This window comes from Tenacibaculum bernardetii (genome assembly GCF_029125915.1).
GTDB classification, from domain to species: domain Bacteria; phylum Bacteroidota; class Bacteroidia; order Flavobacteriales; family Flavobacteriaceae; genus Polaribacter; species Polaribacter bernardetii.
In genome coordinates, this window is the sequence record NZ_JAQJCU010000003.1 from 43188 (window position 1) to 65015 (window position 21828).

Below are 21828 nucleotides of genomic sequence, written 5' to 3' on the forward strand. Positions count from 1 at the left end.
TTACAGAATTAAAAATAGTCATTATCATTGTCTTTAAACTTAGAAACAGCAGCACGATTGCTTTTTTTAGAATCAATATCTTCCTCTTCGTCTGTATCGTTAGAAAATTTATAGCTTAACATTTTATAGTAAAGTTTAGCTGCTAAAAAGTCTGATGATTTTTCAGATGGATTAGGGCATAACTCAACAATATCAAAACCAACAACATTTTTGGTTGTAAATACTCTCTTTAAAAAGTCTAAAGTTTCATAGTAAAATAAACCTCCAGGTTCTGGTGTTCCAGTAGATGGTAATAAAGAAGGATCGAAAGCATCTAAATCGAATGTGATAAAAACGTTATTCGTTAATTGATCGATAACATCGTCTACCCAGTCTTCATTTACAGCCATATCGTGTGCAAAAAACACTTTGTCTTCATTTATTTCCTTTCGCTCAGAAACATCCATGCTTCTAATACCAACCTGAACTAAATTAGTATTCTGATTTGCTTCATAAACAGCACAAGCGTGGTTACAAGAAGAACCTTCGTATTCTTTTCTTAAATCGGCATGCGCATCAATATGTAAAACAGTTAAGTTGTTAAAACATTCATCAAAAGCTCTTATCGTTCCGATAGAAATAGAATGTTCACCACCAAAAAGGGTTACAAATTTTTTCTTATTGATAAACTTTTTAGTTGCTGCATGAACTGCTTCTACCATTGCTTCTGGCGATGATTTTTCTGTTACAGCATCCGCTAAATAAATACCTTGTTTATAAACTTCGGTATTTGTTTCGATATCATACAGCTCCATGTTTTCTGAAGCTTCTAAAAATGCATCAGGACCTTTATCAGCTCCTTTTTGCCAAGTACTAGTTCCGTCATAAGGAACTGGAATTAATACGATTTGTGCATTTTCTAGTTTTGCGTATTGATCTGGAATTCCTGCGTAATTTTTATTTTTCATTATACTATATTGTTAGTAACCAAGAATTGATAAGAATTCTTCGCTTTTTTGTTGGTCTTTAAATAATTTGGTAACAATGTTTCCTTCTTCGTCTTTTGATATCAGAACATGTTTTGGTGCTGGTATTAAGCAGTGTTGTAAGCCGCCAAAACCACCAATTGTTTCTTGGTAAGCTCCGGTATTAAAGAAACCAACATACAGCGGATTCTCTTTTTCATATATCGGTAAATAAATACCATTAACATGTTGCTCTGAGTTGTAATAGTCATCACTATCACAAGTTAAACCACCTAATAAAACACGTTCATATCTATGATTCCATTTATTAACAGGAAGCATAATAAAGCGTTTGTTAATAGCCCAAGAATCTGGTAATGTTGTAATGAAAGATGAGTTAATCATGTTCCATTTTTCACGATCGTTTTGCTTTTTTTGATATAATACTTCGTATACAGCACCGCCAGCTTCACCAACAGTAAAACTACCAAATTCAGTAAAAATATTAGGAACTTCTACTTCAGCTTCATCACAAGCAGCTTTAATTTGATTGATAATTTCATCAACCATATATTCATAGTCATAATCAAAGGCTAATGAGTTTTTAATAGGGAAACCACCACCAATATTTAGGCTATTTAAAGTAGGACATACCTTTTTTAATTTTATATATACCGTTAAACATTTTAGTAATTCGTTCCAATAGTAAGCGTTATCTCTTATACCTGTGTTGATAAAAAAGTGAAGCATTTTTAGCTCTACTTGTGGGTTTTTAGCAATTTCACGCTCGTAAAAAGAAACAATATTTTTGTAACCAATGCCTAAACGGCTGGTGTAAAACTCGAATTTAGGTTCTTCTTCAGAAGCAATTCTAATACCTACTTTAAACTTACTTTTAGTTTCGTTTAATAAAAGATCTAGCTCCTCATAATTATCTATAATGGGAATACAGTTTTTATGCCCGCCATCAATTAAACTTACGATGTTCTCAATATATTTATCGCGTTTAAAACCATTACAAAGTACATAAGCATCATTACTTAGTTTGCCAGATTTTTTAAGTGCCTTTACAATATCAATATCAAAAGCAGAAGAAGTTTCAATATGAATATCATTCTTTAACGCTTCATCTAACACATATTTAAAGTGTGAGCTTTTAGTACAGTAGCTGTAGTTGTAGCTACCGTTATATTGGTGTTTTTTTATTGCTTTTGCAAACCAATTTTTAGCATTGTTAATGTTTTCGGATATTTTAGGTAAATAGGTAAACTTTAACGGCGCACCGTATTGTTTAACCAGCTCCATCATATCTATATCATGAAAAAATAAATTGTTTTTTTCTGTACGAAATTCCGCTTGTGGAAAATCGAAAGTTTGTGCTATTAAATCTTTATATTTAGTATTCATTTTGTTTTTTAATGTAACCCTGTAAATGTTGTGTACAGAGAAGTTGTTTAAAAAATAGATATAACGAAATAGTATATCTTTTTTAAAATAATGCGTAACAAATTATAGGCTATATTTTATAGCTGATTTGTTAAAAACTAAAATGTATATGAATATATCAGACTCTTAGAGCCAAACAGTCACCGCACTGATTGTCGAAATTCAGTGGTAAAGAGTAGTTATTTGAAAAAGAAGAAACCTTAATTTTTTCGCTGTGTTTCCAAAACACCAAACAGCTTTTTATCTTCTCATAAAAGTTGTTTACGAAATAAGTAGAACGATACATTAAACCTATCTAATAAGATGCGGTAAATGTAAACTATTTTTTAAAACAACAAATTTTTTTTTATTTTTTTTCGAAAAAAAATATACAAGAAGTATTTCTAGTTGCCTTAAAAATAAAAAACCCTGTAAACATAGTGCTTACAGGGTTTAATTGTGGAGACGCCGGGAATCGAACCCGGGTCCAAACAAGCAGCTCAAATGCTTTCTACATACTTATTTCTTTCTTAATTTTCGACTTATAACTGATTAAGAACAATCTGTTAAAAGCTTATCTTCTTTAGCTTCAAAAACCTGTCGAAGCAGCAAGTTTTCTATATTTACTTTTACGATATCCAAAAGTGAAGCGCCGTAAATCAAGGCTATCCGTGGACATAAAGCTTGCACACCTTGTGTGCCTAGGCCAATCCTACTATGATTCGGATTAAGCAGCTAAAGCGTAGTTATTCTCGCCGTTTAAAAAGTTGAAAAAAAGTTTAACGAGTGTATCTCTTCGCTCCTCGGTATGCTTACATTATCACTGGCCTCGCTGTCAAAACCAGTCGTCCCCATTATGTCAAATAATTAGTCAAAAACTATACCAATCATTTGGGCGTTCGGGCGGGCTTTTCGCAGTCGCTCTTTTCAAGGAGCTTCAACAAATGCTTTAATCCCTAACGCGGTCGGCAAAGATAATAAAAACAAGGTTGTACAAACCTATAAAAAAGAGTAAATTCGCAGGGCTTCAAAAAAATAAAATATAAGTATGAAATTTGCAATCATAAAAGAACGTAAAAACCCACCAGATAGGCGTGTCGTATTTTCACCACAAAAATTAAAAGAATTTAAACAACAATTTCCACAAGCTGAAATAGTTGTAGAAAGTTCTGATATTAGAATTTTCACAGATGAAGACTATCAGAAAGCTGGTTTTGAAGTGGTAAAAGACGTTTCAGATTGCGATGTTTTATTAGGAGTAAAAGAAGTTCCTGTAGAGAGCTTAATTCCTAATAAAAAATATTTTTATTTTAGTCATACCATCAAAAAACAACCATATAACCGTAAGTTGTTAAAAGAAATGTTGGCAAAAAACATTGAAATGTTTGACCATGAAACAATTGTTAAAGAAAACGGAGCGCGTTTAATAGGTTTTGGTCGTTACGCAGGTTTAGTTGGTGCTTATAACGGATTTAGAGCAATTGGTTTACGAGAAAATACGTTTACCTTACCTAAAGTAGAAACATTGGCAGATTTAAACGCTGTAAAAGATGCGTTAGATAAAATTAAACTTCCGAATTTTAAAATATTATTAACAGGAACAGGTAAAGTTGCATACGGAGCTAAAGAAATTTTAGATTATTTAGGTATAAAGCAAGTTTCTGATGCCTTGTATTTGACATCAACATTTACAGAACCGGTATATTGCATGGCAGATGTTATGGAATATGCAAAGCGTAAAGATGGTAAGGTCGGGGATAAGGCAGCTTTTTATAAAGATCCTAGAGGTTATGAAAGTAATTTTATGCCATACGCAAAGGAAACAGATTTCTTTATTGCGGGTCATTTTTACGGAAACGAAGCACCTTATTTATATACAAGAGAAGATGCTAAATCAGCAGAATTTAAGATAAAATATGTGGCAGACATTTCGTGTGATGTTGATGGCCCAGTTGCATCGACAATAAAAGCATCTACAATTGCCGATCCCATTTATGGTTATGATCCGCAAACAGAAAAAGAAGTCGATTTTAAAAGTGCTGAAGCAATAACGGTAATGGCGGTAGATAATTTACCTTGTGAATTGCCTAAAGACGCTAGTGAAGGTTTTGGCGACATGTTTTTAAAACACGTAATTCCGTCGTTTTTTAATAATGATAAAGAGGGCGTTTTAGCAAGAGCAAAAATGACAACTAGCAAAGGGGAATTAGCAGCGAGATATTCGTATTTACAAGACTACGTAGACGGAAAAGAATAACTAAAAACCCCCTGCTTAACGGGGGTTTTAGTTTGTATAAAATTACGAGTAATAAAGGGGTTAATGACTTTCTTTTTAAAAATACTCATTTTTACATCTAACACTTTTAAAAAACATGATTTTAAGTTATACATATTTTGGAGTGTCTATTTTAGGAATTTTCCTGTTTTTTTATTTACTAAAAAAACTCTTCAACTGGTTTCAATCTAAGTTAGATAAGTTAGATCGAAATTTCTTTTTTAGAAAAATCGAATTAGTTAATTTCTTTAAGTTTATAACACCAAGAAGAGAAAAACATATCTTAAAATTTGTAACAAAAACCTTAAGATATGCAATAAGTATTTTGTTTTTAATCTTTTATTTACCGCTTGTTTTTAGTTTTATACCAGAAACAGAAGCGTATGCAAAAAAAGCTTTTGAGTATTTATTAAAGCCAGTATACTTTATAGTTGAAGGTTTTTTAGATTTTATACCTGGCTTGTTCTTTATAATTGTAATTTTTTATGGTACCAAATACCTATTAAAGTTTTTAAAGTACTTAACGAGTGAGTTGGAGCGTGAGGCTGTAAAATTAGATGGTTTTCATGCAGATTGGGCCAAGCCAACTTTTAATTTATTAAGAGTGGTTATAATTGCTTTTGCTGTAATAATTTGTTGGCCCTACATACCGGGTTCTCAATCTGATGGGTTTAAAGGTGTTTCTATCTTTTTTGGAGTGTTATTTTCGCTAGGTTCAACAGCAGCAATATCTAACATCGTTGCCGGTATTGTGATTACTTATATGCGCCCTTTTAAAGTTGGTGATCGTGTAGAAATAGGAACCACTATTGGTGATGTTACCGAAAGGAGTTTACTGGTAACAAGAGTTAAAACAATTAAAAATATTGATGTTACGATTCCTAATTCGTCAATTTTAGGGAATCATATCATCAATTTTAGTAAAAATGCCACAGAAGATGTTGGGGTGATTTTGCACACTTCTGTAACGATTGGTTACGATGTGCCTAGTGGAGAGGTAATAAAGGCTTTAGTTGAAGGAGCAAAAAATACTCCGATGGTTTTAGATAAACCTGTGCCTTTTGTGCTAGTGAAAAGTTTAGATGATTTTTATATCAATTACGAAATTAATTGTCATACTAAAAATCCAGAAAAAGCTGCTGTAATATATTCTCATTTACATGAAAGTATTAAAAATGAGTTACACAAAGCAGGTATCGAAATACTATCTCCGCATTACAATGCTGTTAGAGATGGAAATGTGTTAACTGTTCCGCCAGAAAATGTGCCCAAAGGATATGTAAAACCAGGTTTTAAGATTGATAATTAATTTTTTATCAATATAATTTTTAATACTATTAAATGATACCAGACCAACAATTTTTAATAGATACCGCCAAAATGCGAATGCCATTTGGTAAATATAAAGGAGTTTATTTAGTAGATATTCCTGAGTATTATATAGTGTGGTACAAAAACAAAGGTTTCCCTGACGGTAAGTTGGGTAAAATGATGGGATTGGTTTATGAGCTGCAACTAAATGGTTTAGAAGATATTCTTAAGAAGGTAAAAGCAAATTTTTAAAATTTTGTTATTTTTAAAGAATGAAACCAGCAGAAGAGTATATTCTAAAACAAGAAGAATCATTAAGGTCAATTTTGTTATACCTTCAGGTTTTAATAGAAGCGAACTTTAGTGAAGCAGAATTGTTGTATAAATGGAAACTTCCGTTTTATTATTTAAATAATAAGCCTTTGTGTTATTTTAATGCAACAAAAAAAGGATTTGTTGATGTTGGATTTTATGCTAAAACAAATCTTAAAAAATACAATAAATTTTTAGTGTCAGAGAAAAGAAAAGCAGTAAAATCTCTTCGGTATTACCGAGTAGAAGATATTAATGAAGAAATATTAGTTTGTGTTTTATTAGAGGCTTATAATATAAGGTTATTGTAATTTATTTTAACAGGTACTCTAGCACGACTTCTTTATCAATAATTAAATAAATCTCTTTACTGTTAGCGGGAGGTATAATACTAATAGTTGCTGTGTTTTTATTAAAGGTAACTTTAGGTTTTTTAGCATATTTAGAATTTCTAAATCCGCAATAAATAGATTGATTGGATTTTACATTTTTAAGCGTAAAACTAACAGTTTTATTAGGTTTTCGGTATACAATGCCAGATGTTGGTGTAACTACTTCATAGTCGTTTTTAAGAAAGTAAGAAGTATATATCGGTTGATTAAAATACTCTTTTAAGCTCATTCGTTTTACACGTAATTGCCATAGTACATCTTCAGGAAAGTGAGTGAAGAAATATTTTTCTTTCGGTATGTTGTAGTAATAATTATTAAAGTTGCGTTGCCATTTTCCGTAAGTCACCGATCCTGCTGCCCAAGTAGCATCAATATACATCCATTTGTTATTTAGCTTTACAGCATTCCAAGCGTGATTTGTACGATTGTTTATTTTGCCGATATCGCTAGAGGAATTTCTTACATGGCCTTTTATTACTTCATTTTCAATATTTAAAAGAGAACAAATTTTGCTAAATGTTTGCGCATAACCTTCGCAAACAGCACTTCTACTAGAAAGTGTCTTAGTTACAATAGCTTCTTTTATAGCTTTAATTTTGGCTTGTTTTTCATCTTCCGTTCTGTATCTAAAGGCAATTTTTTTTTGACTAGGATTATAAAATTCTTCTAAATCATACCTAATATTAAATGCTAGCCACGAAAATACAGCCCTCACTTTTTCTTGATCAGAATTAAAATCAGCAGTAATTTTATTCGCTAATTTATCTGCGGTAATTATTTTAGGATACGTTTTTATTTTTTCATCAATAGAAGTGAAATCTTGAGCATATAATGACGAAAACGTTAAGAAAAAAAGAAAATAAAGTTGTTTCATAGGTTATGTTATAACAACTTTATTTATCAAAGATTGTGCCTATAAATTATTTGCTATAGAGGTAAAAATACTAAAAAATTAAATTGGCTATATTTAGCCTTTCAAATTAAATAACAAATAGAATTAAATAATCAGATGAGAAAAATAATATATATGTCTACAGTGGTAACATTATCTATGTTATCATGTAAAACAGTACAAAATGATAGTAAAAAATCAACAGCTACCAAATCAGTAGTTTCATCAAAAACTGAAAAAAGTGTAATTAATATTGATTCATCTCTTGTTAAAAAACATTTATATACATTGGCTTCTGATGAAATGGCAGGTAGAAAACCTGGTACAGAAGGTATTGAAAAAGCAGCAAAATATATTGAAAATGAATTCGAAAAAATCGGATTGAAAAAATACAATTCACTACCAACTTTTCGTCAGAACTTTGAATATAAGGGGATTAAAATGTTCAATGTAATTGGCGTTTTAGAAGGAAAGAGTAAAAAAGACGAATATGTGGTAGTTTCTGCACATTACGATCATTTAGGTACAAAAAAAACAGGAGAAGGAGATTTAATTTTTAACGGAGCAAATGACGATGCATCTGGTGTAACGGGCGTTTTAGCCTTGGCAAGGTATTTTAAAAATAAAGGACAAAACGAAAGAACAATCATTTTTGTAGCTTTTACAGCAGAAGAAATGGGTTTAATAGGTTCTACACATTTTGGTAAGGGAATTGATGCGAGTAAATTTGTTGCAGGAATTAATTTAGAAATGATAGGGAAAACGCCAAGTTTTGGACCAAACACAGCTTGGTTAACAGGTTTTGAACGCTCTGATTTTGGTAAAATTATTCAGAAAAACTTACTGGGTACAGGATACCAATTATTTCCAGATCCATATAAGAAATTCAATTTATTTTTTAGATCAGATAATGCTTCTTTAGCTCGTTTAGGAGTGCCTTCACATACGTTCTCTACTACGCCAATTGATGTAGATAAAGATTATCATAAAGTTTCAGATGAAGCAGAAACTTTAAATATGACGGTAATTACACAAACGATACAGGCAGTAGCAAAAGGAACAGAAAGTATTATAAATGGTAAAGACACCCCTACAAGAGTAGTCCTTGAAAAGTAATTTTCAACCAAGTAAAACAAGAAAAGAGCCTTTTTTTAAAGGCTCTTTTCTTGTTTTACGAAAAATTTAAAAATTATTGAAATCTTTCTTTTGTGTCTTGGTATTGTGATTTGTGTTAAAATATTATTAAAATTTTACTATATTCGCAACGATTTAATCTAAACCCTTCAAAGTAAGATGAAAAAAAGAATATTAAGTTTGGCTATTGTTTTAGCAATGTTTTCTTGTTCTAGTAACGAAACATTAGAGATGCAAGAAGAGCAAAATGAATTGCTTTCAAAAAAAGAAATTAATTCAATTATTAATACCTCACTGCAAACTACCGGTGATTTTAATTGGACAACACAAAGTGCTCATACAATTTGGAGTGCTGTAAAACATGGAGAGAATATTTTAACCATTGGTTATGGAAACTCTAAAAATCAATTTGCAAGAACTACTGAGACAAGTAATATTAAAAATGATTTAATTCAACTTGTTCATAGCCTAGAAAAAACATCTGCAAAAGGAGCTAGTGAATTACATGTTGATGAGATTATTAATGTTATTGACATAAGAGTTACAAATAAAGAAACGATAGCGACATTATTAAAAGATAGTAGGGTGCGTTATATAGAGCCTGGAGGATATAATTTCTTAGATTCAGATAATCAAGCTCGATCAGAAGGCGGTTCAGGTTGTGGATATGGAAGTACTACATTAAGTACAAATGATTACCGTACAGTATCGCCAGGAGCAAGAGTGCCTTGGTCTTTTGATGCGCATAATATTCCTTCTGCATGGAACTATAGTACAGGTGCAGGAGTAACAGTTGCTATTATCGATTCAGGTTTGTCGCCTCAACAAAAATGGATGAATCAATATTTTAATGATGGAGATTCTTCAGGAAGAACTGTTCAGAAGTATGGAACATTTGTAGATTCTTGGTGGGCATGGTCTAATAGTTACGATGGTGTTAACGATAAATGTGGGCATGGAACTAAAATGGCAGCTGTAGCAACAGCACCAAGAAATAATGATAATTTACCAGTAGGTGTAGCATACAACTCTAATTTAGTAACATATAGAGCTGTAGAGAATGTTATTATTAATGATTATCATGAAAAAAGAGGAGTTGTAGAAGCATTAACAGCTTTAGCTAATAGAAGTGATGTAAAAGTAATTTCAATGTCTATAGGATCTCCTTTTAATATCGGTAATGTCTCTGATGCAATTAAATATGCACATAGTAAAGGGAAAATGATTTTAGCAGCAGGTGGTACTTCAACTTCATTTACAACTTGGTATGGTGTTATTTTTCCGGCAAGTATGTCAGAAACAGTTGCTGTTACCGGAGTTAAAGAAGGTGAGTATGATAAGTGTGATGTTTGTCATACAGGTTCTAAAATCGATTTTACTATTCAAATGCAAAGAACTAACGGTACAGATAATAAAATTCCGGTATTAAGTTATTATGACGGACAGGCTAATTACATCGGTGGTTCATCTGTTGCGACAGCAACAACAGCAGGAATTGCATCTTTAGTATGGTCTAAAAATCCATCTTGGTCTCGTGAACAAGTATTACAAAAAATGAAAGAAGCAGCAGATTTTTATCCAAATAAACACTCAGAATACGGATATGGGAATATTGATGCGCTAAAAGCTGTTCAATAAAAAAATCAACTAACTTACCTAAGAAAAACCTCGAATATTCGAGGTTTTTTGTATTTTTATAAAAACCGGATTATAGAAATTATAATATTATGAGACCATTAAAATATCTTTTTTTAATCTTTATCGTTGGATGTTCTTCTACCAATGTAGTATATGATTATGATAGTAAAACTGATTTTAAAGCATATAAAACATTTAATTTTTTTGAAGATGCAGGTGAAGGCTTAAATGAATTAGATGTTAAGAGAATTACGAACGAATTAACCAGCGGATTACAACAAAAAGGAATGAAATTATCTGAAGATCCAGATATGTACATAAACATCTTATCAAAAGAAAGTAAGAAAATTGATAGAAGTACCATTGGTATTGGTATGGGAGGTGGACGAAATGTAGGTTTTGGGATTTCTGGAGGAATACCTATTGGAAGCAAAAAAATAAATCAAAGGTTAATTATTGATTTTGTAAAGAGCGAAAACGATGAATTATTGTGGCAAGGAATATCAAACGGAGCAATAAAAGAACGAACAACGCCAGAGGAAAGATTGATACATTATAAAAAGATAATTGAAAAAATGTTAATGAATTATCCGCCTAAGAAATAGTATTATAAATAGAAAAACCTCCAATTATGGAGGTTTTTTTTATGTTGTAAGTTGATTAAAATTGGTAACGAAGACCTAATCCGAAATCAGATTGAAAACCGTCGTAAAAATCGCTAAAACCTACTTCTGGTCTAAAATCTAAAGAGATCATTAAAGGAATGTCAAAGTTATATTCAACACCAACAACCCCAGCTCCGAAAATAGCACTATTACTGTTTGCAGAAGCAATTCCACCTCCAAAACCAGCATACCAATTAAATTGGTCTTCTAAAGCCCATACCCATTGGTATAACCCTGTAGCTTTAAAAGCATCTCCTTTTCTTAGGCCTAAATCAATTTCTAATCTATTATTGCTCCCTAAAGCTCTTTGGTATGAAATTTCACCTCCAAAACCATTATTTCCTCCAAAACGAACACCAATAGCATTTTTAGAAATGTCTTGAGCATTTGCAGAAAAAACGCCTATAAATAATATGGCGATAATAAAAAATGTTTTTTTCATAATTTTAAGTTTTAATTATTGTTAAAAGTAGTTTATTATAAATTGGAAGCAAAGTTACTTAATAACTAATCGTTTTCCTTTTGAATAACTACTAAATTCAGGCGCATACATACTTTGTATTGTTGTAATTCCGTTACTAAAATTCCCTGAGTTATTTACGCGCACATCATATTCAAAAATATAAACCCCTTTAGGTAAACGATCAAAAAAGAAATTTGTTGCAGCATCTTTTGTTGCTTGATAATAACCTAAGCCGTCTTGCCATTTGTATTGCGAAATCACATTTATTGGTTCTACACCAGAAGCTCTCATATCTTTCATATGGATAAACTCCATGTCTCTGTCGGAGCGAAGCTCAATTCTTACGGTAATTAAATCACCAACTTTTAAATCCGTTGTATCAGTAATCTCAACAAGTTCTTTACCTGCATCAGTATTTATCTTTTTAAATAGTTTTTTCTTTAATTTTAGCGGAGTTTCAGCTGATGTGATTTTATCTAAATCTTCAAAATATTGCCAATACAATCCTCCCCAAGCAATACCGTTTCCTTTTTTAGAAATCGTTACTTCTGCCATAGTTGGTTTTATATCATTTTCATTCCATGAGGTTTTAAAATAACCTGTTCCAGCTTCAATTTTTACGTTTTTTAGCTTTGCAGGGTCAATTTTTTGATTTCCTATTTTAATAGCAACCATATCGGTTATTGAAAGCCAATCACTTCCATTTAATAATAAAGCATATACCGCGTCTGTAGTTGCTTTGGTTGTTTGCCAACGATTGGTTTGCTTGTTTTTTAATAACCAAATTTTTAGGTTATTAATTGTTTTGGTGTCATTTTCAATTTCAGAAAAAGCTTCAATTAATAAAGCTTGTGTTTCAATAGGAGCTTCATAATTATAATATCCTGCAACATTACTTTTCCAATACATACCTAATTCATCAGAAGTAATACTATTTTCTTTTAAAGATTCGATAATTTTAGATGCTATAGTTTTATGGTTATTTCTAAATTGAATTAGAGCAATCTGACCTTTGGTATATAATTTATAAGTATTCCAATAAGCAGCAGTTTGATTTTTATAATATTTGATTGCGCTTTTAGTGGTGTCTGATAAAGCAATTTCAGGATAAAAACTACGCATGTATAAATACTGAATTGTAAAATAACTTAAATGATTTTTACTTAGATATTCTTCATATTTAATAACGCCGTTTGTTTCTTTTATCTTATTGGCTTGCTTTAATAAATAAGTATATTCTTCTTCTATTTCTTCATCTAAAAAACGAATTGCTTTTTGAAGCATATCGGTTGTTGAAGTATCAAAATTATGTACACCTAATTTTTTTAAATGACCAAATCCACTAACAACGTGTTGCGTTATATATGTATTGGCATAATCACTTCCTTTAAACCAAGGGAAACCTCCAGTATTCAATTGCATGTTTTTTAGTTTATGGATGCTTTTTTGCTGCTCGTTTTTCATTTTATTTAAATCAAATAACAAGGCAATACGCTTTTTTTGTTCGGTTTCAGAATGCGCATCTCGTAACCAAGGAGTTTCTTGAATAATCAACGATTTTAATTCCTGGTTTTTTTCTAAGTTACTTACTAAAGCATCCGAAGTTTTCCATTGTTTAAAAACTTCTTGAATCCTTGGGTTTGAATTAGCAATATGACTCGCCAATGTATTTGCATAATAACGCGCAAAAGTTTGTTCGCTACATTCGTACGGATATTCCATTAAATATGGCAACGCTTGCACAGCATACCAAGTCGGATTAGATGTTACTTCTAACGTTAGTTTGTGGTGTTTTAAGCTTGTAGAGGTATTGTTTTTTAGTTTATCTAACGTAAATGTTTTTGTTTGATTAGAGCGCACCCACATTGGCAGTGTTTCAGTTACCAACATTCGATTAGATAAAACTGGTAAAACACTTTGTTCTCCGTCAGAAAAATCACCGGCTTTGGCTATAATTTTATATTGAACGCCTTGTACAGTATTTGGAATAGCCAAATTCCAAGAAACATTTGTATTTCCGTTTGTATCAACTTTAAAAGATTGATTTTTTGTTGCGTTTTCTAACAGATTAATCTCTTTACCTGTAATCGCATCCGTTAAAATTAATTGAGATATCCCTTGCAGGTTTTTATTTGACAGATTCGAAATTTTAGCACTCAACGTTATTTTGTCACCTTCTCTTAAAAATCGTGGAGCATTTGGTATAACCATTAACTCTTTTTGAGTAACCGTTGTTAATGTTTTTGTAGCCGATTGCGCTTTTTTAGTATGTGCTAATAATTGTAATTTCCATTTAGTTAACGCTTCGGGAGTTGTAAAACTAAAGGTAATATCTCCGTTTTTATCGGTTGTTAAATGCGGATAAAAGAAAGCTGTTTCTTGTAAGTTTTTACGAACTTGAATTCCTTTTAAGGCTATTTTTTCTTGGTTTTTTTGAATGTTTTCAGATGAGCTTACTTCTGATTCATCAGCTTCATTACTTTCAATATTGACTCCAGATACTTTTCCAGAAAGAGCCATACGAGCTGTTCCTGTAAATGCTTTTTTTGTACTCGTTCCATACCCCATAACAACAACTTCATCTAGAACACTATCATTAATCATCCATATATTTATAGATGAAAAATCACCAATAACTTTTTCAATAGTTTGCATACCAACAAAACTGAAAACTAAAACATCTCCTTTTTTAGCTTTGATTGTAAAATCGCCATCAAAATCTGTTTCAGTACCTTCTGTGCTTCCTTTTATTATAATAGTTACGCCAGGTAAAGGACCAGACTCATCAGAGATAATACCTTTTATTGTTCCTGAGTATTTTCCCGAAGTTTTAATTTTATCTCTTTGGTTTAATTTTTTCAGGTATCTTTCATTTGTCCAACTATGATTATTTAAACTAAACCCAAACCATTTAAATTTATCATATTGTTGAGGTTGATAACGGTTATTCGAATAACTACGGTTATAAATTCTAAAACTATTATTACCAAAACTTTGGCGAGCGTTTGCAGTATTTCCGTATGAATAATAATTGGAGGTTGTTATTGGGTTAAATTGCCAATTATGAGGTTTAAACTCATCTAAAGAAGCATCATACATACTTGCTAAAACTTCGGCAGTTACTTTATTTTTTTGATCATTTTTAATGGTGAAACTCCATTTTTCAGAAGTACCTGGTTTTAGTTTATCTCTAAAAGTAGTGGTTTCAATAGTAATAAGTTCTTCATTTTTAGGAGCCGAAATAGTAATAACTCCGCTGCAAAAAGAATTATAGTTTACAAAGTAGTATTTAATTGCAAAGCCGCCAATATCTTCTTTATTTACAGGGATTTCAATTGATTTTACGTTATTATTTAAATGGACTAATTGAGTGTTTACAATTTTGTGGTTTTTTTCAACCTGAACAATTACTGTAATATCTTTTGACGCAGAAGCAAGTTCTAAACAAACCATATCGTTTACCGAATAATTAGTTTTATCAGTGCTAATAAAAAATAAATTATTATCAGCAATTTTTTTCTCACGAGCACTAGTAACAGTAAAATTAACTTTGTCGGTTACTTGCTGTTTAAATTTATCTTGCGTAGTTAAAACGGCAATATATTTACCTGAAGTCCAACTTTTGATGTTTTTAAAAATAAGCTCTTTCGATTTTTTAGTATCAAACTCTTTTTCAAAAACCAATTTCCCTTTCTTCCAAGAAGTTTCATTTTGTTCTTCTTTAGTATAAGCATCATGCGGAAATAATTTTCTAAACTCATCTTCTGGAATATCTTGATAATCGGGAGTATTCCAAGGTCTTTTTCGTAACGGATTTTTAGGAGCTTGTAACTTGTAAATTTTTACAGTTCCGTTAGCAGCAGCAAACTCGTTGTTTAAGTTTTCGGTGTTAACTTTTATTGTATGCTGTTTATCTTCTTTATCAATAATCGGATTGATATGTAAAGAAGCCGTTAATGCATGATAACCTACTTTTACGATTGTGGTAGCACTTCGGGTTTCTCCATTAATATCGGTAACATCAGCCGTAATTTCATAATTAAAAATTGGTAAATCTATTTTAGAAACATTCTCGTCTGGAAGTGCTTTAAATTTGATAGAAAAATTACCTGCTGCATCGGTGGTACTTTCTCCGTGTGTAATTTCTTGTGCTTCAGACGATGAATTTGGTCTGCGCCAATACCACCAATTAGGATATTGTACTTTTCTATGAACACGATACACTACTTTAGCATCAGTAATATTTGCTCCAGAAAAAGCTTTTGCAAATCCGTTTACGGTAACACTATTATTTAGTTTAAAAGTTTCGATAACTGGTTTAAAATCTGTTTCAAATTTTGGTCGCTTGTATTCTTCAACCGAAATAGTAGTAATGTAATCATCTCTTTCAAAATCGAAATCAACAGTATCGTAAAAAGTACTTTCTTTTTTCTCACTTTCATCAATATCAAAAGAATATTCGCCAGTTAAACCATTATTAGGTAATATTATCTCACCAGAAGCAGATCCGAATTCATTTAGTTTTAAATCTAACTTTTTAACTTCTTGCCCGTTTACATCATTTAAGGTAACTTCAACATATTCATTAGTGAAAGGAGTAGATTTATCGTCCTTTTTTTGAATGAAAATAGTTTTAAAATAAACAGTTTGTCCAGGGCGATAAATACTTCTATCAGTAAAAATAAACGGTTTTATTTTGATGCTTTCTTCTTGTTCTTTTATTCCTGATTCTTGATGTTTGTATAAATAGTAGTTGCCAAAAACAGCACTGTCATTTTTAGTTGTAGCAGTAATAGATACGTTATAATAAGTCTGATTACTTTTATAAGAAGCAAATCCGTTTTCATCAGTAGTTAATTTCTGATTGATGTTTTTTCTGTTTCGATACTCTTTATTTTTTAATAATAATTGAGCATTTTTAATCGGTTTACCTGTATTTCTATCAACTACTTGATATGTTTTTATGTTGTTATCTGAACTTTCAATTAAAGCCAAATTACTTACCTGAATATTGGCAGTAGCAAACAAGTCAGTTGTATTTAAAGTTTCGTTTTCATGGGCAACAATTAAATAATTCCCTTGTGCAAGTTTAGGAACGATAACTTCGGTTGAGTGCGATAAATAATCAAATTCATTTCTTAACTTAGTATTCCAAGATGTTGCTATTGTTAGCTTTTTTATAAAATTTATGCGTTCTTCTTCCTTATAAATATTATTTAGTTTTTCAACTTGATTTCTACTTATTTTATAAGCTGAAAAATATAAATGATCAATATTATTGTAAGTAATTAATAAACGAGAAGTGGTATTTATAAGGCTGAATTTTTCTGATAAAATTGAAAGCGCTTTTGTTTTTATTTGCTGCTTTAAAGCTTCACATTTTTTACCGCCAATACTTTTAGGAAACTGCGTAATTACACGATTACAAATGGTAAGTGCTTCTTTGTTTTTAAAACGAAAAGTTTCATTTTTGGTGGCTTTGTAATTGCTTGCTTGTTGTTTGTAAATTTCAGCAATTTTGTAACTATACAATCCAGCTATTTCTTGTTTTTTATAGTTGTTTTCAGTTGATTTTAATGTTTTTAAAAACAGTTCGTGCTTATCATTAAAAGTAGCATGTTGATTCACAAAATTTAAGCGTTCTAAATCTACCGTAGCTAAAGCTTTTAAATTGTTGTTTTTTAAATGAAAACTTATGAGTTCTTGATAAATTTTCAACGCATTTAATTGAAGTGAAACAGTATCTTTTGAAGTTAAGTTGATAGTAGAAAAACTAACAGCATCACTTATCAATTTCGGATTATCAATTTTAAATTGATAGGCAGGTTTTGTAATATTTGTTTCAGGTGTTTTATAAAATTTTAGTGCATTATGAGCTAAAAAATCAAATAGGGTAGGTCGATATTCTTTAGAGCTTTTAGCGGTATGTAAAATATCACTAAATTCAGAAACATCTGTTTGTTGTAAGAGTAATCCGTTTGCTAGTGATTTTTGATAATAGCTGTGAATTTCAGTAAACAGCGTATCTAAATCCCAAGTTCTAAAATCGTTTTCATTAATTTTTTCTGATGTTTTGGTACGTTGATAAAACTTCCATCTATTTTGATTAAAGTACTGCCAATATAAATTAGCTAAAACATTTTCTAATACGTTTTTTGTAGGAAAACTACTCTTAGCAATCTGTTCTTTAAACTGATTGATAATTTTTAATTGTGCATCTTCTTCTAAAGTTAACGAAAACTTACTTTTATAAAATAATGCTTTAATAATTTGTGGAGAATTTTTAGTTGCTTCCGCTTTAGCGTAAATAATATTTACAACTTTTAAGGCTGATTTTGGAAGATTGTCTTTTTCAAATTTCTGAACTTCATCCCAAAGGTTTTTATAATTTTCTTGGGCATGTATAACAGATGAAAATAAAATTAGTAGTAAAATAGATGTCAATTTTTTCATAGCGGAATTCGTTTATAAGATCAAAACACTTAAATTATCTTAAATATAACAACCAAAACTTTGTAAAATTAGTATTTGAATGCGTGAACATAACTTTTCAATGAGTTTCGATTTAAAGATACTTAAATTTTAACAGGGTTTTGTATTTTTGCTTTATACTAGAGATACCTAAAACATGAAAATTCATTTTATAGCCATCGGTGGAAGTGCAATGCACAATTTAGCAATTGCTTTATACCAAAAAGGATACCAAATTACAGGAAGCGACGATACAATTCACGATCCTTCTAAATCTCGTTTAGCAAAACGTGGATTATTACCAGAAAAATTTGGTTGGTTTCCAGAAAAAATCAATACCGATTTAGATGCGATTGTTTTAGGAATGCATGCCAAGAAAGATAATGTTGAGTTGTTGAAAGCCCAAGAGTTAGGTATTAAAATATATTCATATCCAGAATTTTTATACGAGCAATCTAAAGATAAAACACGTGTAGTAATTGGTGGTTCTCACGGAAAAACTACCATTACTTCAATGATTTTACATGTGTTGAATTATCATGAAAGAGAAGTTGATTACATGGTAGGAGCACAGTTAGAAGGCTTCGATACCATGGTGCATTTAACTGAAGAAAATGAGTTTATTGTTTTAGAAGGAGATGAGTATTTAAGTTCTCCTATAGATATGCGTCCGAAATTTCATTTATACAAGCCAAATATTGCGTTGTTAACAGGAATTGCTTGGGATCATATTAATGTATTTCCGACGTTTGATAATTATGTATCGCAGTTTAAGATATTTACAGATTCGCTTACCAATGGCGGAATAATGGTATATAATGAAGAGGATACTATTTTAAAAGAAGTTGTAGAGAACTCGAACCATCCGATAAAAAAATATCCATACAAAACACCTACTTATTTTATTGATAACGGAATTACGTATTTAGATACTCCGGATGGAGATTTACCTTTAGAAATTTTTGGTGATCATAATTTACAAAACTTAGCAGGAGCAAAGTGGATTTGTCAGCACATGGGTGTTGATGAAGATGATTTTTATGAAGCGATCGCTAGTTTTAAAGGAGCAAGTAAGCGATTAGAGAAAATTACAGAAAATAAAACATCAGTAATTTTTAAAGATTTTGCGCATAGCCCTAGTAAAGTAGCAGCAACAACTATTGCGGTTAAAAAACAGTATTCAGAGAGAACAGTATTAGCGTGTTTAGAATTGCATACATACTCTAGTTTAAATGCTGAGTTTTTAGCAGAGTATAAAGGTGTTTTAGATAAAGCAGACAAAGCAGTAGTGTTTTATTCACCACACGCAGTAAAAATTAAGCAACTAGAAGAGGTTACAGAACAACAAATTGCAGGTGCTTTTAAACGTGATGATTTAATTATATATACGAATCCTGCTGAGTTTAAAGAGTACTTATTTAATCAGAATTTAGAAAATACTGCTTTATTACTAATGAGTTCTGGTAATTATGGAGGATTGGATTTTGATGAAGTTAAGAGGTTGGTTAATTAAATAATCTTTTGAGTAAATATGTTCTGTATTCTTTTAAATATATAGCTTTTAAAATAACAGAAAAACGATGATGATATAGAAAATATAATTCCCACTTTTTTTGATTAAAAGCACTTTTTTTTGGATGTTCTATAAAATATAGTTGTTTATTTACATAGTTTTCAGACTGATTTGTTTTAACATATTCTAAAGAATTTGGTTGGTTAAAAAAGTGATAAGTGCTGGCTACGAAGTTTGTAAAGAAACTTATTTCTGGTTTTTTTGTAATAGAAAGTATTTTGTTAACTTTTGTAAACTTAGAGAGTAAGTATAAATCATAAGAATTCCTAAATGAAATATTTTTCGTCCATTGTGCTTTATCGTTAATCTGTTTGTTAAAGCACGTTAAAAGTAATTGATTATTAAAGGAAAGTACAGTGGTTGTATCTGGTAGTTTTTTTATATCGGTATATACATAGTTATAATTAAACCAATCATTGTTTGTAACCATTTTATAGTGTATTTCAATAGCTGCAGTTTTCTTTTTTTTTGTCATTTTAGGGTAATGACGATTAAGAATTGTGTTATCAATATTTTTTTCGTTTTTTTGAGAATACCCGCTTTTTTTTAAGATGTTTACAGTTCTTTTAAACTCCTTTTTATCAACCAAAAAATCAATATCCCCAACCATGCGCTCTGCAATATCTTCGTAAAGGTTATCAAGTAAGTTCCCTGTCCCTTTTAAAAATATAGGTGTGATATTATTTTTAAGAAGTAACTCATTTATTTCTTTGGCTTCAGCTATAATTTCAGAATTTCTAGTGCGGTTTAAAGCTGTTATATGCTGCATGTAAGCAACCAAATCATTAGGTAAGTAATGTAAAAAATCAGTCCGTTTTAAATTACAGTACAAAGCAGGAAAAACATAATGAGATGTGCTTAATTTTACCACATTGTCCCAATTTACATTTCCTGTTTTTAATAATTGCTCAACTAATTCACGATTGTGTTTTTCATGTGTAATTGTAAGGCATTTACCAACGAATAATAATGTTTCTTTATAAGTCATCATTAAAAATTTTAGTGACTGTATTTATCATTTTTGTATTATCAGAATAAGTAAGTTGGTAGCAAGGAATTTTTAGAAACCAATCTAAAAAAATACTTGCATTTTCTATTTTAGGTGAAAGCCATGAATCGGGTACTAATTGCTCTAAAGCATTTAGGTTAGAAATTTTAGAAATAGCTATATCGCTATCTTTTTTATATTTAATAAAAACCAATGCTTTACAAGGTAATTTTTGCTTGTAATCATTGTTGTTAGGTACAATGTAGCGAACAATTTTATTCAATCTTTTAAAATGATATTCAGCAGAATTTTCTAGCTCAGGATATATTGGTAATAGTGTTTGTAAACTATTTTTTTTAATAGAAATTGCAGAAGGAAAACTATATATATGTTTATTTTTAGCAGCAACAGGAACAAAGTCATCTGCTAAGCAAGTAAAACCGTTTGCTTGTAACAACGCTAAAGAAGTACTTTTTCCGTTGCCAGAATCGCCTAAAAAAAGCATTGAAGATATACCATTACTAATAGCAGATGCATGAAAAACACCAAGCCATTCATCTTCTATTTTTTGATGCATGTGTTCTACTATTTTCATGGAAAATTTTCCCTGAAAAAAGTGAACATCTTTTAATAGCCAAGTTTCTATAACTTCATTATTTATAGAGAAAGAAATATGCTGGTCGTTACTATACACATGAAATGAATCTATTTTACCTTCAGGTTTACTAGTTTCTAAGTGTGCAAATTTTGGATGTACTAAAAATCGTTCATATTCGGTAGAATAGTGAACATGAATAATAACATCATTAATTTTATAATAAGATTGGTGTTGAAATAGTTGAGGTTTTTTAACTAAATAATTATTAGGTTTTTCCTTTGACGGTGTGGTTAATAATTTAGAAATATCATCTATAATAACAGATAGTTTGTGGTTTGTGGTGCTGTTTTTATCAGATAAAGCAGTTATGATTTCTTCTTTAGTAACTTGATTGTTTAAAAGAGAAATAATCTCAGCAACAATAGGTTTTACTATTAAGTATTGGTTGCTGTTTTGAAGCCATAAGATAGTTTTGTTTTCTAGTGTTCGCTGTAAAATCATAGGTAGTAAAAATAATAAAACCCCGATACAATCGGGGTTTTATTGTTAAAAAAATAAAAAGATATTAAAAGCCTTCTCCTGGAGCTCCAGGGCTTTGTGCTTGTGCTTTTTGTGGACTTAAAATAAGATAAGTTCCTAAAGCGGTTAAAGCTGCATACTTACCATAACCACCTATTTTTTTTAGAGCCTCTTTTCTAGAGATGTCTTCACTATTATTTTTAATTTGTTTTTTCATGATGCTGTATA

The 21828-nt window shown here is 30.6% G+C and carries 16 protein-coding genes and 1 other RNA gene; 8 read left to right on the forward strand and 9 right to left on the reverse strand.

Going from position 1 to position 21828, the window contains the following annotated elements:
- Positions 1 to 8: 8 nt before the first annotated feature.
- The 3 genes from speB to ssrA all read right to left on the reverse strand — a co-directional run bounded on the left by speB (position 9) and on the right by ssrA (position 3222).
- Positions 9 to 947 (reverse strand): agmatinase, encoded by a 939-nt coding sequence (gene speB, locus P2G10_RS03140; RefSeq protein WP_275315169.1) that lies wholly within the window; start codon positions 945 to 947, stop codon positions 9 to 11.
- 12 nt (positions 948 to 959) lie between these two features.
- The gene (locus tag P2G10_RS03145; protein WP_275315170.1) at positions 960 to 2351 is read right to left on the reverse strand and encodes an arginine decarboxylase; all 1392 of its coding nucleotides are present in this window, start codon (positions 2349 to 2351) and stop codon (positions 960 to 962) included.
- A gap of 475 nt (positions 2352 to 2826) precedes the next feature.
- Positions 2827 to 3222: a transfer-messenger RNA gene (gene ssrA / locus P2G10_RS03150) on the reverse strand.
- 195 nt (positions 3223 to 3417) lie between these two features.
- Between ssrA and P2G10_RS03155 the strand changes: the two genes are divergently transcribed.
- The 4 genes from P2G10_RS03155 to P2G10_RS03170 all read left to right on the forward strand — a co-directional run bounded on the left by P2G10_RS03155 (position 3418) and on the right by P2G10_RS03170 (position 6578).
- On the forward strand, positions 3418 to 4626 hold the full coding sequence (locus P2G10_RS03155) for an NAD(P)-dependent oxidoreductase (protein WP_275315171.1): 1209 nt from the start codon (positions 3418 to 3420) through the stop codon (positions 4624 to 4626).
- A gap of 115 nt (positions 4627 to 4741) precedes the next feature.
- Positions 4742 to 5953 carry a mechanosensitive ion channel family protein gene (locus tag P2G10_RS03160; protein WP_275315172.1) on the forward strand — a complete coding sequence of 404 codons (1212 nt, stop codon included), beginning with the start codon at positions 4742 to 4744 and terminating at the stop codon, positions 5951 to 5953.
- Positions 5954 to 5985: 32 nt separating this feature from the next.
- Entirely contained in the window at positions 5986 to 6207 is a 222-nt protein-coding gene (locus tag P2G10_RS03165; protein WP_275315173.1) for a DUF3820 family protein, read from the forward strand.
- A gap of 20 nt (positions 6208 to 6227) precedes the next feature.
- Entirely contained in the window at positions 6228 to 6578 is a 351-nt protein-coding gene (locus P2G10_RS03170) for a DUF1801 domain-containing protein (RefSeq protein WP_275315174.1), read from the forward strand.
- 1 nt (position 6579) lies between these two features.
- Here the strand turns inward: P2G10_RS03170 and P2G10_RS03175 are convergent, their stop codons facing one another.
- Positions 6580 to 7533: a transglutaminase domain-containing protein gene (locus P2G10_RS03175; protein WP_275315175.1), complete on the reverse strand. Its 954-nt coding sequence runs from the start codon at positions 7531 to 7533 to the stop codon at positions 6580 to 6582.
- 153 nt (positions 7534 to 7686) lie between these two features.
- Between P2G10_RS03175 and P2G10_RS03180 the strand changes: the two genes are divergently transcribed.
- The 3 genes from P2G10_RS03180 to P2G10_RS03190 all read left to right on the forward strand — a co-directional run bounded on the left by P2G10_RS03180 (position 7687) and on the right by P2G10_RS03190 (position 10928).
- The gene (locus P2G10_RS03180) at positions 7687 to 8667 is read left to right on the forward strand and encodes a M20/M25/M40 family metallo-hydrolase (RefSeq protein ID WP_275315176.1); all 981 of its coding nucleotides are present in this window, start codon (positions 7687 to 7689) and stop codon (positions 8665 to 8667) included.
- 177 nt (positions 8668 to 8844) lie between these two features.
- Positions 8845 to 10323 (forward strand): S8 family peptidase, encoded by a 1479-nt coding sequence (locus P2G10_RS03185; protein ID WP_275315177.1) that lies wholly within the window; start codon positions 8845 to 8847, stop codon positions 10321 to 10323.
- Positions 10324 to 10412: 89 nt separating this feature from the next.
- Complete coding sequence (locus P2G10_RS03190; protein ID WP_218771218.1) at positions 10413 to 10928, forward strand: DUF4136 domain-containing protein; 516 nt, start codon at positions 10413 to 10415, stop codon at positions 10926 to 10928.
- Positions 10929 to 10983: 55 nt separating this feature from the next.
- On the opposite strand, the gene P2G10_RS03195 is transcribed toward P2G10_RS03190, so the two are convergent.
- Together P2G10_RS03195 and P2G10_RS03200 are read right to left on the reverse strand one after the other, a co-directional pair.
- Positions 10984 to 11430: a hypothetical protein gene (locus tag P2G10_RS03195; RefSeq protein ID WP_218771217.1), complete on the reverse strand. Its 447-nt coding sequence runs from the start codon at positions 11428 to 11430 to the stop codon at positions 10984 to 10986.
- A 54-nt stretch (positions 11431 to 11484) separates the two neighbouring features.
- Positions 11485 to 17904, reverse strand: a complete 6420-nt coding sequence (locus P2G10_RS03200; protein ID WP_275315178.1) for an alpha-2-macroglobulin family protein — start codon at positions 17902 to 17904, stop codon at positions 11485 to 11487.
- Positions 17905 to 18079: 175 nt separating this feature from the next.
- Between P2G10_RS03200 and P2G10_RS03205 the strand changes: the two genes are divergently transcribed.
- Positions 18080 to 19435 (forward strand): UDP-N-acetylmuramate--L-alanine ligase, encoded by a 1356-nt coding sequence (locus P2G10_RS03205; RefSeq protein WP_275315179.1) that lies wholly within the window; start codon positions 18080 to 18082, stop codon positions 19433 to 19435.
- Here P2G10_RS03205 and P2G10_RS03210 read toward each other — a convergent pair.
- From P2G10_RS03210 to P2G10_RS03220, 3 genes are all read right to left on the reverse strand, one after another.
- Positions 19428 to 20483 (reverse strand): nucleotidyltransferase family protein, encoded by a 1056-nt coding sequence (locus tag P2G10_RS03210; protein WP_275315180.1) that lies wholly within the window; start codon positions 20481 to 20483, stop codon positions 19428 to 19430. The genes P2G10_RS03205 and P2G10_RS03210 overlap by 8 nt on opposite strands.
- Positions 20473 to 21582: a hypothetical protein gene (locus tag P2G10_RS03215; protein ID WP_275315181.1), complete on the reverse strand. Its 1110-nt coding sequence runs from the start codon at positions 21580 to 21582 to the stop codon at positions 20473 to 20475. Before P2G10_RS03215 ends, P2G10_RS03210 begins: the two co-directional genes overlap by 11 nt.
- 64 nt (positions 21583 to 21646) lie before the next feature.
- Positions 21647 to 21817: a hypothetical protein gene (locus P2G10_RS03220; protein WP_218771212.1), complete on the reverse strand. Its 171-nt coding sequence runs from the start codon at positions 21815 to 21817 to the stop codon at positions 21647 to 21649.
- Between the last annotated feature and the right edge of the window lie 11 nt (positions 21818 to 21828).

Coding starts and splice junctions, on each gene's coding strand:
- speB (WP_275315169.1), bottom strand. CDS start 947: ATGAAAAATAAAAATTACGCAGGAATTCCAGATCAATACGCAAAACTA.
- P2G10_RS03145 (WP_275315170.1), bottom strand. CDS start 2,351: ATGAATACTAAATATAAAGATTTAATAGCACAAACTTTCGATTTTCCA.
- P2G10_RS03155 (WP_275315171.1), top strand. CDS start 3,418: ATGAAATTTGCAATCATAAAAGAACGTAAAAACCCACCAGATAGGCGT.
- P2G10_RS03160 (WP_275315172.1), top strand. CDS start 4,742: ATGATTTTAAGTTATACATATTTTGGAGTGTCTATTTTAGGAATTTTC.
- P2G10_RS03165 (WP_275315173.1), top strand. CDS start 5,986: ATGATACCAGACCAACAATTTTTAATAGATACCGCCAAAATGCGAATG.
- P2G10_RS03170 (WP_275315174.1), top strand. CDS start 6,228: ATGAAACCAGCAGAAGAGTATATTCTAAAACAAGAAGAATCATTAAGG.
- P2G10_RS03175 (WP_275315175.1), bottom strand. CDS start 7,533: ATGAAACAACTTTATTTTCTTTTTTTCTTAACGTTTTCGTCATTATAT.
- P2G10_RS03180 (WP_275315176.1), top strand. CDS start 7,687: ATGTCTACAGTGGTAACATTATCTATGTTATCATGTAAAACAGTACAA.
- P2G10_RS03185 (WP_275315177.1), top strand. CDS start 8,845: ATGAAAAAAAGAATATTAAGTTTGGCTATTGTTTTAGCAATGTTTTCT.
- P2G10_RS03190 (WP_218771218.1), top strand. CDS start 10,413: ATGAGACCATTAAAATATCTTTTTTTAATCTTTATCGTTGGATGTTCT.
- P2G10_RS03195 (WP_218771217.1), bottom strand. CDS start 11,430: ATGAAAAAAACATTTTTTATTATCGCCATATTATTTATAGGCGTTTTT.
- P2G10_RS03200 (WP_275315178.1), bottom strand. CDS start 17,904: ATGAAAAAATTGACATCTATTTTACTACTAATTTTATTTTCATCTGTT.
- P2G10_RS03205 (WP_275315179.1), top strand. CDS start 18,080: ATGAAAATTCATTTTATAGCCATCGGTGGAAGTGCAATGCACAATTTA.
- P2G10_RS03210 (WP_275315180.1), bottom strand. CDS start 20,483: ATGACTTATAAAGAAACATTATTATTCGTTGGTAAATGCCTTACAATT.
- P2G10_RS03215 (WP_275315181.1), bottom strand. CDS start 21,582: ATGATTTTACAGCGAACACTAGAAAACAAAACTATCTTATGGCTTCAA.
- P2G10_RS03220 (WP_218771212.1), bottom strand. CDS start 21,817: ATGAAAAAACAAATTAAAAATAATAGTGAAGACATCTCTAGAAAAGAG.